Source organism: Pontibacter aydingkolensis, from assembly GCF_019443125.1.
Lineage (GTDB): Bacteria > Bacteroidota > Bacteroidia > Cytophagales > Hymenobacteraceae > Pontibacter > Pontibacter aydingkolensis.
On sequence record NZ_JAHYXK010000009.1, the window covers coordinates 122026 to 138052 of the forward strand.

Below are 16027 nucleotides of genomic sequence, written 5' to 3' on the forward strand. Positions count from 1 at the left end.
CAGAAGCGCCTGCCAAGTTAATTGGCAGGCGCTTCTGTTTTATACTTTAGAGAAGTGTAGGCTATTGGTGACTCCCGTTTTCTTCTTCTTCCACTTTTTTAGCATCACGCATCAGGCGGTTCGCAAAAATAAACTCGTTCAGTTTAGGTACATCAGAGTCCAGGATGTTATCGCGGGTACCTTCCCAAAGCTTTTTACCCTCGTAAAGGAACATGATCTTGTCGCCAATCTCAATTACGGAGTTCATATCGTGCGTTACTACGATGGTTGTAATGTTATACTCTTCAGTTATTTCCTTGATTAGTCCGTCTATTTTAAGCGCTGTAAGTGGGTCGAGGCCTGAGTTTGGTTCGTCGCAGAACAGGTAAGTACAATCAGGGGCAATGGCGCGGGCAATTCCTACACGTTTTTTCATACCACCGCTAAGTTCGGACGGCATTTTCTTGTTCGCATTCTCCAGGCCTACACGTTTAAGGCAAAAGTTTACACGATCCATACGTTCATCCTTTGGCATTTTGGCGAGCATCTTAAGCGGGAACATCACATTCTCTTCTACTGTCATGGAGTCGAACAGGGCAGAGCTTTGAAAGAGCATACCGATCTTCCGGCGGATTTCCTGGCGTATGTCCAGCTTGTTGTTGGTAAAGTATGTGCCGTCGAAAGTTACGCTTCCCAGGTCTGGTTTGACAAGCCCTACGATGCACTTCAAAAGCACACTTTTGCCTGTACCGCTGGCTCCGAGCAACAGGTTGGTTTTACCGGTCTCAAATACGCCGCTTATACCATCCAGTACTTTTTTGTCGCCGAAGGTTTTATGTATGTTATGGATCTCGATCATGGTAAACTAAGCTGATTCTTATTGTGTGTAGTGGCTGTATCAAAGTAAAAGCTGAGCGCAAATAAAATCTGCGATAAGCACGGCAATTACACTATTTGTTACAGCGGTTGTACTGGCTGCACCTACCTCTAAAGCTCCACCCGATGTATAATATCCTCTGAATGATGAGATGGAAGAGATAAGGAATGCAAATACAAAAGACTTAATAAGGGCAAATGTTATGTTATAAGGAACAAAATCTCCGCGAATACCCGTGATGTACTCCTGAGCAGTTAAGGCATCAGTTACCGTGCCAGCCACGTAGCCGCCCGCAATGGAAAGAAACATTGCCAGTACGACAAGCATCGGAAAAACAATCAGCGCGGCAATTATTTTAGGCAGTACCAAATAAGAGGCAGAATTTATACCCATTACTTCTAATGCATCTACCTGCTCGGTAATTTGCATCGTGCCCAGGCCACCCGCTATACTGGAACCAACTTTACCAGCAAGTACAATAGAAGTAATAGTAGGTGCAAGCTCCAGGATGGTCATCTCGCGTACCATAAAGCCGATAGTAGACCTGGGAATAAAAGCGTTGTTCAGGTTATAAGCTACCTGCACACAGGTAACAGCCCCGATAAAAGTAGAGACGATGGCAACAATAAAAATGGAGTTGATACCAATCAGTATCGCCTCGTCTATCGTTCTGTTAAATAATATCCTTGGAGATTCTGTTCTGGAGAAAAGGCTCGACATAAAGAGCAAGTACTTTCCGAAATGTTGCAGCATATGTGGTCAGATGCGGGTTAAAAGCGTGTTGTTAGGCAAAAATACTGTATTAATAACTATATTACGTTCAAAATTGCAAAACATATAAAACGGTACATATTTATGCAACAATACATTTTGGTAACAGGCGGTACAAAAGGAATCGGGAGGGCTGTGATAGAACAATTTGCCAAAGCCGGATTCCACATCATTACCTGTTCCCGAAACGAAAAGGATCTACAAAAGTTAAAGATTGAAATTGAACAGCGTTATACTTTTTCAAAAGTATTTTACAAGGAGGCCGATTTGAGTGAATCTGATTCACTTAAAGCTTTCATAAACTATGTTAAAGGACTAAAGATAAAGATCGATGTGCTGGTAAATAACAGCGGGTTGTTTATACCAGGTAAGATAGCCGAAGAAGATGATGAGGCGCTTCCGTTTATGATCAACACCAATCTTTATAGTGCCTATTACATTACCAAAGCTTTTGTGGGAGATATGATCAAACGGCGCTCCGGCCATATCTTTAATATGTGCTCTACGGCAAGTATAACTCCCTACATAAATGGTGGTTCGTACTGTATCTCAAAGTATGCCTTGTATGGTATGACCAAAGTGCTGCGCGAAGAAACAAAAGAGCATAATGTGCGGGTAACTGCCATACTTCCGGGTGCCACCTTAACGGCCAGCTGGGAAGGCGTGGACCTGCCGCCAGAGCGTTTCATGAAATCTGAGGATGTAGCTATGGCTATTCATAACGCTTACATCCTGTCGGAGCATAGTGTAGTAGAGGAAATGCTGATCAGGCCGCAGTTGGGAGATATTTAAACAATTGTGAATGAGTGGATGGGCGATTGAGTGAATAACTTGAAGAAATAATGATTCTATTCATACTTTTAAGTAGCCCTTCAAGTATAGGGGATTTTATTTTGATTTTATTACTATGGTTAATTATACCTATTGCACTATTAGTTTTAGTAGCTAAAGGTATAATGAAAGTTAGTCAGAAGAAAAAGAGATGAAAATTCACTCATTCACACACTCACTCATTCACAATTAAATCTATAAAACTATGAATTTAGAAGGTAAAGTAGCAGTAGTAACCGGTGTAAGCAAAGGTATAGGCCTGGCCACTGTAAAAGCATTATTGGATAATGGAGCAAAAGTGGCAGGCTGGGGCAGAACAAAACCAGACCTTGAGCACGAGAACTTTTTCTTTTATGAATGCGATGTGCGTTACAACGAATCAGTACAGCAGGCATTCGACCAAACGTTTGCGCACCTGGGTATGCACATACAAATACTTGTAAATAATGCAGGCCTTGGAGTAGCCGGATTGTTGGAAGACATAAGCCTGGACGACTGGCACACCATGTTTGAAACCAACGTGAACGGTATATTCTATTGTACGAGATTGGTAATACCCGGCATGAAAGAACTGGGAGAGGGCCATATTATTAACATTTCATCTATAGCAGGCACAACCGGTATCGAGCAGATGTCTGGTTATTGCGGCACCAAACATGCCGTACGTGGAATTTCGCACTCGCTTTACAAGGAAGTGCGCGACTACGGCGTTAAGGTTACCTGCATCTATCCGGGCTCAGTGCAAACCAACTTCTTCGATAACATAAACAGCGTAACGGTGAATGAGAACATGATGCGCCCCGAAGATATTGCCTCTACTATACTTCATACTCTGGAGTCGCACCCGAACTACCACCACGTAGATATTGAAGTGCGCCCTCTTATGCCAAAAGGAAGGAAGACATTAGGTAAAGAATAATTGTTTGAAGGGATATTTATACCTTTGGGACCAGGATTTGGACTAAGATTTTCGGGATTAAAGGATTACCAAGATTTTTGTGCTAAGCTGAAATTATAGTTATTGCTTAATGGCAAATAGATAAGTTTCTTCAATGGATAAATTGAGGTCCAACAAAAGACAGTTTGCAGTTTGGAATCAGCTATTTAGAAGAAGTCTTTCGTCTAAAATTCATTTTCAAAAATTACTCATTAATATACTTTGTCTGTAGAAGTAAAGAACCTTACCAAGATTTTCGGGACGCAGCGTGCTGTGGATGATATTTCGTTTTCGGTACAGCAAGGCCAGATACTTGGATTCTTGGGGCCAAACGGAGCTGGCAAATCCACTACCATGAAAATTGCCACCTGCTACCTACCTCCAACTTATGGTACGGTAGTAGTAAATGGCTTTGATGTGGTAAAGAGCCCGATTGAAGTACGCCGAAATGTAGGTTATTTGCCAGAGCACAACCCGCTTTACCTGGATATGTATGTGCACGAGTACCTGGAGTTTGTAGCATCGGTTTATGGCCTAAAAAGCAAGTATGCCAAAACGCGTGTGCAGGAGATGGTAGAACTGTGTGGCTTAACGCTGGAGCAGGGCAAAAAGATAGGCGCACTATCGAAGGGTTATCGGCAACGGGTTGGGCTTGCCCAGGCACTGGTGCATGACCCGCAGGTGCTTATACTTGATGAACCTACCACTGGTCTCGACCCTAACCAGATCGTAGATATACGTGCTTTGATTAAGCAGATCGGGCAGAACAAAACCGTTATTTTCTCTACACACATTATGCAGGAAGTAGCCGCCATCTGCGACAAAGTGGTGATTATTAATCGTGGCAATCTGGTTGCAGACAGCGATGTGGCCAGTCTGCAGGCAGGAGGGAAGAACGAGAAAGTAACGTTGGTTGAGTTTGAGGCGCCAATTGATGCAGTTATACTTCAAAGTATACCAGGCGTGCTTCGCGCCGAACAGGCACAGGGGAATACTTATAGAATTACTTCTAGCAAAGATGCTGATGTGCGGTCTAATGTGTTCAGAATTGCAGCCGAGCAAAACTGGCCGCTGGTAGGGCTGCGCCAGGAAGAGAACTCACTGGAAAAGATATTCCAACAACTGACTAAGTAATGAATAATTAAAAATGATGAATGACGAATGGGGGCTGCGGCAATTCATCATTTTTCATTCATCATTCATCATTAAAATAGATGCTCGCAATACTTAAAAAAGAATTTAACGGCTTTCTTAATTCACTGATCGCCTACATTGTGATCGCGGTGTTTCTGGTGGCGATTGGCATGTTTATGTGGGTGTTCCCGGAGAGCAGCGTGCTGGAGTATGGCTTTGCCGACATGCAGACGCTGTTCAGCATGGCGCCCTGGCTGTTTTTGTTCCTGATACCGGCCATAACCATGCGTACCTTTGCCGAAGAGAAGCGGGAAGGCACCATAGAACTGCTGCTAACCAAACCCATATCCGATCTGCAACTTATACTTGGTAAATATTTTGCCGCGCTGCTGCTTGCACTTTTTGCCTTGCTGCCAACGCTGCTATACTATTACTCAGTTTATGAACTGGGCAATCCGCAGGGCAACATAGATTCTGCAGCAGTGGTTGGCTCATACTTAGGACTAATCTTTCTGGCCGGTGTGTTCTGCGCCATTGGCGTATTTGCCTCATCGGTTTCCAGTAACCAGATCATCTCATTTGTGATCGCTGTTTTCCTTTGCTACATCATCTATACTGGCTTCGATCTGATAGCCTCCATACCCATGTGGGGAAGCTACGGCTATATGATCAGCCAACTGGGCATATCATACCACTACAGCGCCATCAGCAAAGGCCTGGTTGATTCCCGGGATGTTTTATACTTTATCAGTGTGATTGCTATTATGTTACTGGCCACCACCCTAGTACTAAAAAGCAGAAAATGGTAACAGAAACAGCACGAAATAAAAGCAAGCGCAGCAACGATCTGCTCAAATTTGCAGCATGGGTGGTGGGTATCATACTTCTGAATATACTTGCCGCCAACTTCTTTTTCCGCCTGGATTTAACGGAGGATAAGCGCTATACTATTGCCCCGGTTACAAAACAGATGCTGAGCCAGCTACCCGACGAGGTTGTGGTAGATGTATACTTAGAAGGCGACTTTCCTGCTGGCTTTAAACGACTGCAGCAATCTGTACGGGAAACCCTGGATGAATTCAGGATTTACTCCGGCGGCAATTTGCGCTATAACTTTATCAATCCCAACGATATAAGCGACGAGAAGCAGCGGAATGAGTTTATGATGAGCCTGGCGCAGAAAGGCATAAATCCAACCAACCTGCGTGCTACAGAAGAAGGGAAACAAGTAGAGCGTTTGGTATTTCCGGGAGCCATTGTAAAGTATAAAGGCAAAGAAACGGCAGTTAACTTCTTAAAAGGAAATCTGGCAGCCTCAGCCGACGAACGTTTGAACCAGTCGGTAGAAGGCGTTGAGTTTGAACTTGCCACCAGCATTCGCAAGCTGGCTTTTTTGGGTAATAAGATCATTGGTTATATTACAGGTCAGGGGGAGTTGGAGATGGAGCAGGTTACTGACTTGTTAGGATCACTACAGGAGCATTACCGCGTGGCCCGTGGCGAACTGGACCAGATTCCAACACTCAAAGGCCTCGACCTTATCATTATCGCCAAGCCGACAGCTGCCTATTCGGAGCTGGACAAGTATAAAATAGACCAGTTTATCATGAACGGGGGCAAGGCTGTTTTCTTTGTGGATGCCCTTAACGCCAACATGGATAGCGTAGGAGCAGGAGGAATGTTTTCACTACCCTACAACCTGAACATAGAAGACCTGCTTTTCCGGTACGGTGTGCGCCTTAACCCGACCATGATCATGGACCTTAACTCCGGATTTATACCGATGGTAACTGGTTACAGCGGAGACAGGCCACAGACAGAAATGATCAACTGGCGCTTTTACCCCTTGCTGAATAACTTTAGCAAGCACCCAATCACGCGTAACCTAGATGCCGTTTATACCAAGTTTATTGGCACTATAGATACGGTAAGGGCTGACGGTATTGTGAAGACTCCTTTGGTTTATACTTCTAAATACTCCAGGGTGCTGCAGCCGCCTGTGCCTGTAACGCTTGAGGAGGCCCGCATGGATGTGAACCCGGAACAATACCAGGATGGAGAGCAGCCTGTTGGTTATTTGCTTGAAGGGAAATTCACTTCGCTGTTCCGTAACCGTCGTGCTCCGGCAGGTGCTGAAGAAACAACTGTAAAAGAGCTGGGCGTTGAATCAAAAGTTGTTGTTTTCTCGGATGGCGACCTGGTGCGAAATGAAATTAACCCGCGTACAGGGCAAGCCTATGAGCTTGGTTTTGATCGCTTTAATAATGTGAAGTTTGCCAACAAGGAGCTTGCCATGAATACAATTCATTATTTGTTAGACTCCGGAGGCCTGATTAACGTACGCAGCAAAGAAATTCAGCTGCGGCCGTTAGACAAAGTGCGTATACGCGAGGATAAAGGCTTCTGGCAGCTGCTAAACCTTGCTGCTCCGATAGCCCTACTTGTGCTGTTTGGCATTGCAAGATATTACCTGCGCAAGCGCAAATACGAGCGTTATTAATTTTTATACTTTTTCGCATAAAATAGTGCTGTATCGCTATATTTAGTGGTGGCATAAATGCGATTTATTTATAACTTTGTCCAAATAACATTATAGATAGCATAATGAAATTTATCGTCTCTTCTTCTGCCCTTTTAAAGCAGTTATCAAGTATAAACGGTGTGGTTACCAACAACCCGGTGGTGCCAATCCTGGAGAATTTCCTGTTCGAGATAAACGACAGCACGCTAACCATCACAGCCAGCGACCTGGAGACATCCATGATCACGCAGCTGAGTGTGGAAGCGAAAGAGAACGGCCGTATAGCTGCTCCTGCCAAGATCTTGCTGGAAACACTTAAAAATCTTCCGGATCAGCCTGTTACTTTCACGATTGATGAAGAGACATACACGATAGAGATCAGTTCTTCTAACGGACGTTATAAACTGTCTGGCGAGAACGCAACGGATTTCCCGCGTGTGCCGGTAGTGCAGGGAGCCAGCGCCATCGAGATTCCTTCTAATGTTTTAGGCCGGGCAATCAACAAAACGATCTTTGCTGTAAGCAACGACGAGCTTCGCCCTGCCATGACAGGTATTTTTGTGCAGTTGCGCAGCGATAACGTAACATTTGTAGCTACAGACGGTCACCGTTTATTGCGTTACCGCCGTACAGATATCTCCAATAACCAGGAGGCTTCGCTTATTATTCCGCGTAAGGCTTTCATGCTGTTAAAGTCTACGCTGCCTTCTGAGGCTACTGCTGTTAAAGTAGAGTTCAATCAGTCTAACGCATTTTTCAGCTTCGACAACATCCGTATGATCTGTCGCCTGATTGATGAGCGCTATCCAGACTATGAGAATGTGATTCCGGTACAAAACCCTAACAAACTGGTAATTGATCGCCAGGCTTTGTTAAGCTCTGTAAAACGTATCTCCATTTACTCTAACAAAACCACGCACCAGATCCGATTAAAGCTTACAGGTTCTGAAATGCAGGTATCTGCCGAAGACCTGGACTTCTCTAATGAGGCGAATGAGCGCTTAACCTGCCAGTACGAAGGCGAGGACATGGAAATCGGTTTCAACGCCAAATTTCTGATGGAGATGCTTAACAACCTGGATTCTGATGAGATCACGTTTGAGCTGTCTACACCGAACCGCGCAGGTTTATTAATGCCAATCGTAAACGAAGAAAATGAAAGCGTACTAATGCTGGTAATGCCGGTAATGCTTAATAACTACGTTTAAAAGTATAAACATATGCAAACAAAAAAGGTGAGCTTGAGGGCTCACCTTTTTTGTTTGGGGTATTTTCAGAATCTATTTCCTTACTTTCCTTACTTTGATAAATACTGGAAAATGATCACTTGCTCCTCCAAAGTAAGTGTTTCCTGAGAAAGTTGGAAGCGGGGTGTTTTTATACTTGCCGTACAGAAATTTGAGCTCCTCGGCATCATGAATCTTGGCGGAGCCCCTTACAAACTCCAGTTCAGTGCCACCGATCAGTGATTTAGAGACCAGGATCTGGTCCAGCATCTTAAAATCGCCTCTGCTGTAGTAGCTGCCTAAACCATTTACATAGTGCATGTAAAATGTATTAAATAGCTCTTCCTTGTAGTACGGATTTGGCCTTCCGGTTGCCTGCAGCACTTTTTCCATCACAGCAGTTTTTGGCTCGGCATCAAAATCTCCCATTACAATAATATTAGCATCCGGGTTACTTGCCTGTATCGCATTAATTTCTTTGCGCAAGGTTGCAGCTGCGGCGCGTAGCCTGCTGTAGTCCTGCTGGCCACGGCGTGTAGTTGCTCTTGCAGGCCAGTGATTAACAAAAACTGTGAGAGGCTTACCTTGTAGCTTGCCGTTTACCTGCAGTATGTCCTTACCTGTAAAATTGCCGGGGTAATCGACTTTTATACTTAGCTGTTTCTCTACTTTAAAGTCTTTTGACTTGTAAAGCAGTGCCAGGTCCAGTCCTTGCTCATCCCCTGACTCGAAATGAATATAGGCATACCTATGTTTCCGGAGTGCAGGAGACTTGATCAGGTCCTGCAGCACCAGGGCGTTTTCTACTTCAGTTAAACCAATTACAGCAGGTCCGTTACCGCCACCTATAGGGGCAATGGCACCAGCTAGCTTCTCAATCTTCCTGTTATACTTTGCCTGGTCCCATTTCATACTTCCAGCAGGTGTAAAAGCATCATCGGCCTTGTTAGGGTCATCTAAAGTATCAAACAGGTTCTGTGTATTATAAAAAGCAATAGTATACAGTTTACCTGTAGAGGAGGGGGCAAATACTCTGGAACATCCTACCAGGATGCTAAGGGTAAAAATAAGTAATAGTGTTTTTATTCCGTGGCGCATCGCGTAACTTTGTACCTCTATATGTTTTCAAGCATAGTACGTGATATATATAGTATAAAGTTTAAAAACCTGGAAAATGAAGAAATCAGAAATATACTTTAGCATTGCTTTAGACGATAATCGCATACCAGAAGCCATTAGCTGGAGAGCCACAGACGCAGGTGAGAAGATTCACTTTGCCAAAGCCATTAACATTTCGTTGTGGGACCGTGATGAGGCAGGTACCATGAAAATTGACCTCTGGACAAAGGATATGCCTGTAGATGAAATGAAGTACTTTTACGTTGATACGATTGGCGCTATGGCACAAAGCGTGGCTACTGCGACCAGCGACAATGTAATGGCCCAGAAAATGCGCGCGCTTTGCGAGGACCTTATGAAGCACATAGAAGAGCAGCAGCAAAAAGGCAACGCTTAATTTACAAATACCATAAAAGAGAAGAGCCCCAAATTTGGGGCTCTTCTCTTTTATGCTTTATATGTGCTTCGGGATTAGTTTAGGCTAACAGTATTTACAGGCTCTGTTTGATTAGCAGAGGCAGTCTGGCTACCTGTAGTGTTCTGCTGGTCTAAGCTTGCCATAAATTCCTGCTCAGCCTGGTTATAGATCTTACGATCACCGAAATATTCGTTATACTGTCTTGTGCTTAATATATTCTCAAGCTGACGGTCTCTTTCAGTGCAAATCTCTTTGCATTTCTGATCAATCACTTCCTGGTTCCCTGCGAACTCAGCTTCAACAGCCATTTTACGCGCAACAACATCCTTGTTAATTTCTCTCATTTTACGAGACTGGTAGTTGTTCAAACCTAGGTCACGAATCATAACATCTGAAAGATGATCAGCTCTTTTTTCAGCTACTACAGCAACCTTCTTATCAAGTTTAACAGTCTTTTTTCCACTTGTTTTGGTTCCACCGCTTGCATTCGCTGTAAAAACACATCCAACCATCATACATAACATTGCCAGTAGCTTTTTCATAATCTTTCCCTTCTATAGTTTAGTTTGTTTCCGTTCCTTTATTTCCTTTACAACGTCCAGTACTTTCAAATAATTCCTGTATACGTTACAAATTGTTTTACATAGTATATAGTGCAGATATTATGCCAAAAGAGCTGATTTAGGGTATAAATCAGCTCTTTATTTAAATAAAATCAGGGCAATTTTACCACTCATTCATCCACATCATGGACTCTACGGGGGTAATGGTGCGATTGTTATATTTGGCGTTTTGCTTCTTGTTATAATAGTTCTCTATACCGCCTTTTACCTCAAAGTAAATAAGCTGACCAATAGGCATACCATAGTATATGCGTACAGGCTGCGATACAGATATTTCAAGTGTCCAGGTGTTGCAGAAACCAACGTCCCCTTTACCAGCGGTGGCATGAATGTCTATACCTAATCGGCCCACACTTGATTTACCCTCTAAAAACGGAACATGGGCGTGTGTTTCGGTATACTCCAGGGTAACGCCTAAGTATAAGCGGCCTGGCTGCAGCACAAAACCTTCCTCTGGTATCTCAAAGGTTTCTATCTCGTTATGCTTGCGGGCATCCAGCACCTCGTCTTTATATGTAGCCAAATAGCGGCCTAAATGTACATCATAGGAGTTGGTGCCAAGGCAGGCACGGTTAAACGGCTCCACCAGGATGTTGCCGTTCTCCATCTCCTCTAAAATCTGTCTGTCAGTTAATATCATAAGGGTAAAATATACGAAGTAAATGTAAGTAAATCAGACCACAGATTTAAGCTGATTAAACTGATTTGACTGATTATTTAAAGTGTTGATTAAATGGACTCCTGTAAAGCCTCTAAATTGGCTTTTATATATTGGTCGGCTATACTTTCAGTGATGGCAGTTGATACGAACAGTGCTTCGTACTGAGAAGGAGCTAAGTATATTCCTTTTTGCAGCATGGCATTAAAGTAACGACCAAATAAAGCGGTGTCAGATGTCTTGGCACTCTCAAAATCAGTTACAGGCTGGTCGGTAAAGAAAATGCTGAACATAGAGCCAACACGATTGATTGTAAAGGTAGCACCTAGCTGCTGCATATTCTGCTGCATGCCCTTTACCAGTTTATCTGTAATATTATTCAGTTGCGTGTATACTTCAGGATTCTCTTTTAAATAGGTAAGCATGGCCATACCTGCTGCCATGGCTATAGGGTTGCCAGATAGCGTACCCGCCTGGTAAACCGGCCCGGCTGGGGCTACATAATCCATTATCTCTTTTTTTCCGCCGTAGGCTCCAACCGGCATGCCACCACCGATAATTTTACCAAGTGTGCTCATATCCGGTGTAACACCATACAGTTCCTGAGCACCACCTGGAGCTAAACGGAAACCTGTCATTACTTCGTCAAAAATAAGCACAATGCCTTCCTGGTCGCATAAGTCGCGCAGTCCCTGAAGGAAGCCTTCAGCAGGAGTTACCAGTCCCATGTTACCGGCTACAGGTTCCAGAATTATAGCTGCGATCTGGTTTTTATTAGCCTCTACCAGCGTTTTAACAGCATCAAGGTTATTGTAAGGTGCCGTAAGCGTATCGTTGGCTGTACCTTTGGTAACACCCGGGCTGTCTGGTACACCTAAAGTAATAGCTCCACTGCCAGCCGAGATCAGGAATGAATCGCCGTGGCCGTGGTAGCAGCCTTCAAACTTGATGATCTTGTCGCGGCCTGTATAGCCACGTGCCACACGTATGGCCGACATGGTAGCTTCTGTACCTGAGTTAACCATGCGCACCTTTTCTATACTTGGCACCATGCTGATGATTAGCTCTGCTATCTCGATTTCTTTACGGGTTGGCGCTCCGAATGAAAGCGAGTTAGGAATTGCTTTCTGAACGGCATCCTGCACAACTTCTGATGCGTGGCCCAGGATCATCGGTCCCCATGAGTTAATAAAGTCGATGTAGCGGTTGCCGTCTTCATCAAACATATAGGCTCCTTTTGCCGAAACCATGAAACGTGGATTACCTCCTACGGCTTTAAAAGCTCTAACCGGGGAGTTAACGCCTCCTGGTATGCTATGCTGGGCACGTGAAAATAACTCGTTACTAATAGGTGCGTGTATCATGTAGTGTTGCGTCTATAATAAATTCAATGTTAATAAACCTGGTTTACTACTGTAAGCTGCAGGTTGTCAAGTTTAGTGATCGGTACAAACTGATTATCCTGTCGGACTTCGTTTCTGGAACTTGGATCAATATAACCAAAGCCGGAGATGAATACACCCGGTTTTATACTTGTAGCCTGTAACTGCTGGTTAAACTGCGGGCCATAAGTTTGTAGCAGGGTTCCGAAGTAGTACATCATCTCAAAGCCGGCATAGGCATATGCAGATGGAGCCATGTTAAACTTGCTCACGTACTTTTTGCGAAACCAGTTGTTTGCAGGGCTTTGCTTGGCAAAGTATTTTGGGCTGATAAAGTATACTTCCAGGTTATCGAGTTGGCGCAGTGTTATCTGGCTTATGTCCAGCCACTTGTCGTAAGTTACAATTGGCAGTTTGGATGCTTTGCTCTGCACTACACTGGTAGCATTAACGGCTGCCGTCATTTTATCAGAGAAAACGGCAATATGGCCCAGGTCGTCCAGATTAAGCCCGTTAAACAGAGTGGCCGTGGCTGTGGCCTGGCTGGAGTTTACTTTGCGATAAGTTCTTACTTTGCCTCCCAGCTTTGTAAATTGTTGCCTGTAGTGGTAAGCAAAGGTGGTATCATCTTTGGCGTTCTCGAAAAGTATGGCTGCTGTTTTTGGCGAGAAGTTCTGATAAGCATAGGTTGCTGCCTGCCGTGCCTGCGTTGCCACAGAGGATTCAAAAAGAAATGCATTGGTGTTGCCACGTACCATTTCCAGGTCCTGAGAAAGCGGGTTTACAACGTTAATGTTGTTCTGGGCTGCAAAACGGGCTGCAACTTTTGCAGTAGACTTGTAAAGAGGCCCAACCAGCAGGTCCATTTGCTTTAGCTCGGGCAAATTAAGTACTCGGTTTACACTTGCTGTATCGGCCCCGGTATCGTAAGTATAAAGGTTAATGTTTATGCCTTGTTTTTGCAGTGAGTCCTGTGCCAATTTAATACCTGCATACATGTCCGTAACAAACTGGCTTCTACGTGCTGTCTGCTGATAGTCCTGGTTTAGCTGGAAGGGTAGGAGCAGGGCAACATTAAAGCCCTGGGTACGAAGCGCCCCCTTGCTCAGGTAACGATTGCGATCCAGGTTAAAACGGGAGACAATATTCTCAAGGGTTGTTCTATCCTGGGAGCGGTACCAACCACCGATCAGCTTATCAGCAAAAGCCTGGGCAACTGCTTTATCTCGCGGGTTTTGTTGCAGTAACTCCTCAAAAGCTGCTCTTTCATTTAGTCTGTTTAAGTAATAGCGTTTCAGGCCTTCTGCATCGGTAGCAAGCGGAGTGCCTTGTAGTTCCTGCAGTTTGCTTAGTGCACGTTGGTAGTCGCCTTGCTCAAACAGAATATTAGCTAACAGGTAATCTGCATCGTTCATGCCGCTCCATTTAGGATACTGGTTCTGCAGTTGCAATAGCATATTATAAGCTTCCGGCAGCTTATCTGCTTTAAGGGCGGCTAGTGCATAAAAATAAGAAGCTTCGGGGGCATACGCAGTGGTGCTGTTCGCAAGCGGCTGGAGCTCTGCCATTGCCAACGTATACTTTTGCTGTTGCAGCAGTACCTTACCGTTGTTGTAAGTTGTAGCCGGGTCCTGTGTTTGAGCCTGTGCCTGTGTAGGTAACGCCAGCGCACCAATAAGCATCAAGCCTGCTATATTCTTCCAGAAGCTTCTGTTCATACTCTTATCAATTGTGAATGAGCGAATGAGTGATTGAGTGAATAAGTATAAAATGATATTCGCTCAATCACTCATTCAAAATTTATTCATTGAAACTACTCCCACTCAATAGTAGCCGGTGGTTTTGAGCTGATGTCGTATACCACGCGGTTAACGCCTTTTACTTTGTTGATGATCTCGTTCGATACATCTGCCAGGAATTCATACGGTAAACGGCTCCAGTCCGCTGTCATGCCATCTATACTTGTCACAGCACGCAGGGCTACCACATGCTCGTAGGTACGTTCATCTCCCATCACACCCACAGACTGTACCGGCGTAAGTATAGCGCCAGCCTGCCATACTTCATCATATAAACCGTCTTTTTTGAGGTTATTGATAAAGATGTGGTCTACCTGCTGCAGTATGTTTACTTTCTCTGGTGTAACGTCGCTAAGTATACGAATGGCTAGACCAGGACCTGGGAACGGATGGCGGCCAAGTATAGCATCGTCAATTTTAAGTGCTTTACCTACCAAACGAACTTCATCTTTAAATAATGTCTTCAGGGGCTCAACTACCTTCAGTTTCATAAAGTCTGGCAGACCACCCACGTTGTGGTGCGACTTAATGGTAGCAGACGGGCCTTTCACGCTCATCGATTCAATTACATCGGGATATATAGTGCCTTGCGCCAGCCACTTCACATCTTCTATCTTGTGCGATTCTTCATCAAACACCTCGATAAATACTCTGCCGATGGCTTTACGCTTTTGCTCCGGGTCTGAGATGCCTGCTAGTGCAGTATAAAATTTATCTTTAGCATCTACGCCTTTTACGTTCAGGCCCATGTGCTGGTAAGAGTCCAGTACCTGTTCAAACTCGCCTTTGCGTAATAATCCGTTGTCAACAAAAATGCAGTAAAGGTTTTTGCCGATCGCCTGGTGGATTAGCATAGCAGCCACGCTTGAATCTACACCACCAGATAAGCCAAGAACTACTTTGTCGTTTCCTAACTGCTGTTGCAGGTCGGCTACAGTGGCATCAATAAATTGCTCAGAGGTCCAGTCTTGCTGGCAACCGCAGATGTGTACCACAAAGTTGCGCAACAGCGTTTTGCCTTCTTCGGAGTGTGTTACCTCCGGGTGAAACTGAATGCCATAGGTTTCCTGGTCGCGCAGTTTGTAGGCAGCAACACGAACACTTTCTGTACTGGCAATAACCTCAATGTTATCCGGTATTTCTTTAATTGTATCGCCATGCGACATCCATACTACTGATCCCAGAGTAAGTTCTTTTAACAGCCTGTCGTGGTTGTGCAGTTCGCTGATGCGTGCGCGGCCATACTCACGAATAGTAGATGGAGAAACTTCACCGCCTAATTCCTGTGCCATAAGCTGTGCACCATAGCAAACACCTAGTACAGGAGCTTTACCAAGGTATTGGTTAAGGTCGATGGTGGGGTGCTCCTGGTCGCGTACTGAGCAAGGGCTACCTGAAAAGATAACGCCTTTCACGTCGTCGGTTAAGGCTGGAACATTATTGTAGGGGTATATTTCGCAATATACGTTTAGCTCGCGCACCCTTCTGGCAATTAGCTGGGTGTATTGTGAGCCAAAGTCGAGGATGAGAATTTTTTCTGGCATGCGCAAAGGTAAGGCTGTTTTATAGTAATTGCCAACAGAATCTGCTTTTTGATTGGTTTAGTGGTTGGAGATGATGTGGCAGGGTAGGTTTATACTTATACTTACTGCTATTCTTTCTAGCTGGCTCTATTCCTCAGTCTTACTCGCGTCTGACTTCATTTCTGGCTTTGGTGTGCTCAAGGCCGCAAGGCCTCGTCTTTTCGCATCG

15 protein-coding genes are annotated in these 16027 nt (G+C 44.5%); 7 read left to right on the forward strand and 8 right to left on the reverse strand.

Annotated features, from left to right (window positions below; all coding sequences use genetic code 11):
• Positions 1–61 precede the first annotated feature (61 nt).
• Both K0O23_RS12355 and K0O23_RS12360 read right to left on the reverse strand, forming a co-directional pair.
• Entirely contained in the window at positions 62–838 is a 777-nt protein-coding gene (locus K0O23_RS12355; protein WP_219877732.1) for an ABC transporter ATP-binding protein, read from the reverse strand.
• Between the two features lie 39 nt (positions 839–877).
• Positions 878–1609, reverse strand: coding sequence for an MlaE family ABC transporter permease (locus K0O23_RS12360; RefSeq protein ID WP_219877733.1), 732 nt, complete (start codon positions 1607–1609; stop codon positions 878–880).
• A gap of 102 nt (positions 1610–1711) precedes the next feature.
• On the opposite strand from K0O23_RS12360, the gene K0O23_RS12365 reads away from it, so the two are divergent.
• From K0O23_RS12365 to dnaN, 6 genes are all read left to right on the forward strand, one after another.
• The gene (locus tag K0O23_RS12365) at positions 1712–2419 is read left to right on the forward strand and encodes an SDR family NAD(P)-dependent oxidoreductase (RefSeq protein ID WP_219877734.1); all 708 of its coding nucleotides are present in this window, start codon (positions 1712–1714) and stop codon (positions 2417–2419) included.
• Positions 2420–2663: 244 nt separating this feature from the next.
• Positions 2664–3377 carry an SDR family oxidoreductase gene (locus tag K0O23_RS12370; RefSeq protein WP_219877735.1) on the forward strand — a complete coding sequence of 238 codons (714 nt, stop codon included), beginning with the start codon at positions 2664–2666 and terminating at the stop codon, positions 3375–3377.
• 240 nt (positions 3378–3617) lie between these two features.
• Positions 3618–4529, forward strand: a complete 912-nt coding sequence (gene gldA / locus K0O23_RS12375) for a gliding motility-associated ABC transporter ATP-binding subunit GldA (protein WP_219877736.1) — start codon at positions 3618–3620, stop codon at positions 4527–4529.
• 80 nt (positions 4530–4609) lie between these two features.
• A complete protein-coding gene (gene gldF / locus K0O23_RS12380; protein WP_219877737.1) occupies positions 4610–5338 on the forward strand; it encodes a gliding motility-associated ABC transporter permease subunit GldF in 729 nt (242 codons plus the stop codon).
• Positions 5332–7029 carry a gliding motility-associated ABC transporter substrate-binding protein GldG gene (gene gldG, locus K0O23_RS12385; protein WP_219877738.1) on the forward strand — a complete coding sequence of 566 codons (1698 nt, stop codon included), beginning with the start codon at positions 5332–5334 and terminating at the stop codon, positions 7027–7029. The genes gldF and gldG overlap by 7 nt, the downstream gene beginning before the upstream one ends.
• 104 nt (positions 7030–7133) lie before the next feature.
• Positions 7134–8258 (forward strand): DNA polymerase III subunit beta, encoded by a 1125-nt coding sequence (dnaN, locus tag K0O23_RS12390; protein ID WP_219877739.1) that lies wholly within the window; start codon positions 7134–7136, stop codon positions 8256–8258.
• Between the two features lie 72 nt (positions 8259–8330).
• Here dnaN and K0O23_RS12395 read toward each other — a convergent pair whose 3' ends face one another.
• Positions 8331–9374: an endonuclease/exonuclease/phosphatase family protein gene (locus tag K0O23_RS12395; RefSeq protein WP_219877740.1), complete on the reverse strand. Its 1044-nt coding sequence runs from the start codon at positions 9372–9374 to the stop codon at positions 8331–8333.
• A 76-nt stretch (positions 9375–9450) separates the two neighbouring features.
• Here K0O23_RS12395 and gldC point away from each other — a divergent pair, with 76 nt between their 5' ends.
• Positions 9451–9792, forward strand: coding sequence for a gliding motility protein GldC (gldC, locus tag K0O23_RS12400; RefSeq protein WP_219877741.1), 342 nt, complete (start codon positions 9451–9453; stop codon positions 9790–9792).
• A gap of 74 nt (positions 9793–9866) precedes the next feature.
• Here the strand turns inward: gldC and K0O23_RS12405 are convergent, their stop codons facing one another.
• The 5 genes from K0O23_RS12405 to guaA form a co-directional block, all read right to left on the reverse strand.
• Positions 9867–10355, reverse strand: coding sequence for a hypothetical protein (locus K0O23_RS12405; RefSeq protein WP_219877742.1), 489 nt, complete (start codon positions 10353–10355; stop codon positions 9867–9869).
• Between the two features lie 184 nt (positions 10356–10539).
• Positions 10540–11076, reverse strand: a complete 537-nt coding sequence (dcd, locus tag K0O23_RS12410; RefSeq protein ID WP_219877743.1) for a dCTP deaminase — start codon at positions 11074–11076, stop codon at positions 10540–10542.
• Positions 11077–11165: 89 nt separating this feature from the next.
• Positions 11166–12458 (reverse strand): glutamate-1-semialdehyde 2,1-aminomutase, encoded by a 1293-nt coding sequence (hemL, locus tag K0O23_RS12415; RefSeq protein ID WP_219877744.1) that lies wholly within the window; start codon positions 12456–12458, stop codon positions 11166–11168.
• Positions 12459–12487: 29 nt separating this feature from the next.
• Positions 12488–14194 (reverse strand): ABC transporter substrate-binding protein, encoded by a 1707-nt coding sequence (locus K0O23_RS12420; protein WP_246597077.1) that lies wholly within the window; start codon positions 14192–14194, stop codon positions 12488–12490.
• A 95-nt stretch (positions 14195–14289) separates the two neighbouring features.
• Entirely contained in the window at positions 14290–15819 is a 1530-nt protein-coding gene (guaA, locus tag K0O23_RS12425; protein ID WP_219877745.1) for a glutamine-hydrolyzing GMP synthase, read from the reverse strand.
• Between the last annotated feature and the right edge of the window lie 208 nt (positions 15820–16027).

Coding starts and splice junctions, on each gene's coding strand:
- K0O23_RS12355 (WP_219877732.1), bottom strand. CDS start 838: ATGATCGAGATCCATAACATACATAAAACCTTCGGCGACAAAAAAGTA.
- K0O23_RS12360 (WP_219877733.1), bottom strand. CDS start 1,609: ATGCTGCAACATTTCGGAAAGTACTTGCTCTTTATGTCGAGCCTTTTC.
- K0O23_RS12365 (WP_219877734.1), top strand. CDS start 1,712: ATGCAACAATACATTTTGGTAACAGGCGGTACAAAAGGAATCGGGAGG.
- K0O23_RS12370 (WP_219877735.1), top strand. CDS start 2,664: ATGAATTTAGAAGGTAAAGTAGCAGTAGTAACCGGTGTAAGCAAAGGT.
- gldF (WP_219877737.1), top strand. CDS start 4,610: ATGCTCGCAATACTTAAAAAAGAATTTAACGGCTTTCTTAATTCACTG.
- gldG (WP_219877738.1), top strand. CDS start 5,332: ATGGTAACAGAAACAGCACGAAATAAAAGCAAGCGCAGCAACGATCTG.
- dnaN (WP_219877739.1), top strand. CDS start 7,134: ATGAAATTTATCGTCTCTTCTTCTGCCCTTTTAAAGCAGTTATCAAGT.
- K0O23_RS12395 (WP_219877740.1), bottom strand. CDS start 9,374: ATGCGCCACGGAATAAAAACACTATTACTTATTTTTACCCTTAGCATC.
- gldC (WP_219877741.1), top strand. CDS start 9,451: ATGAAGAAATCAGAAATATACTTTAGCATTGCTTTAGACGATAATCGC.
- K0O23_RS12405 (WP_219877742.1), bottom strand. CDS start 10,355: ATGAAAAAGCTACTGGCAATGTTATGTATGATGGTTGGATGTGTTTTT.
- dcd (WP_219877743.1), bottom strand. CDS start 11,076: ATGATATTAACTGACAGACAGATTTTAGAGGAGATGGAGAACGGCAAC.
- hemL (WP_219877744.1), bottom strand. CDS start 12,458: ATGATACACGCACCTATTAGTAACGAGTTATTTTCACGTGCCCAGCAT.
- K0O23_RS12420 (WP_246597077.1), bottom strand. CDS start 14,194: ATGAACAGAAGCTTCTGGAAGAATATAGCAGGCTTGATGCTTATTGGT.
- guaA (WP_219877745.1), bottom strand. CDS start 15,819: ATGCCAGAAAAAATTCTCATCCTCGACTTTGGCTCACAATACACCCAG.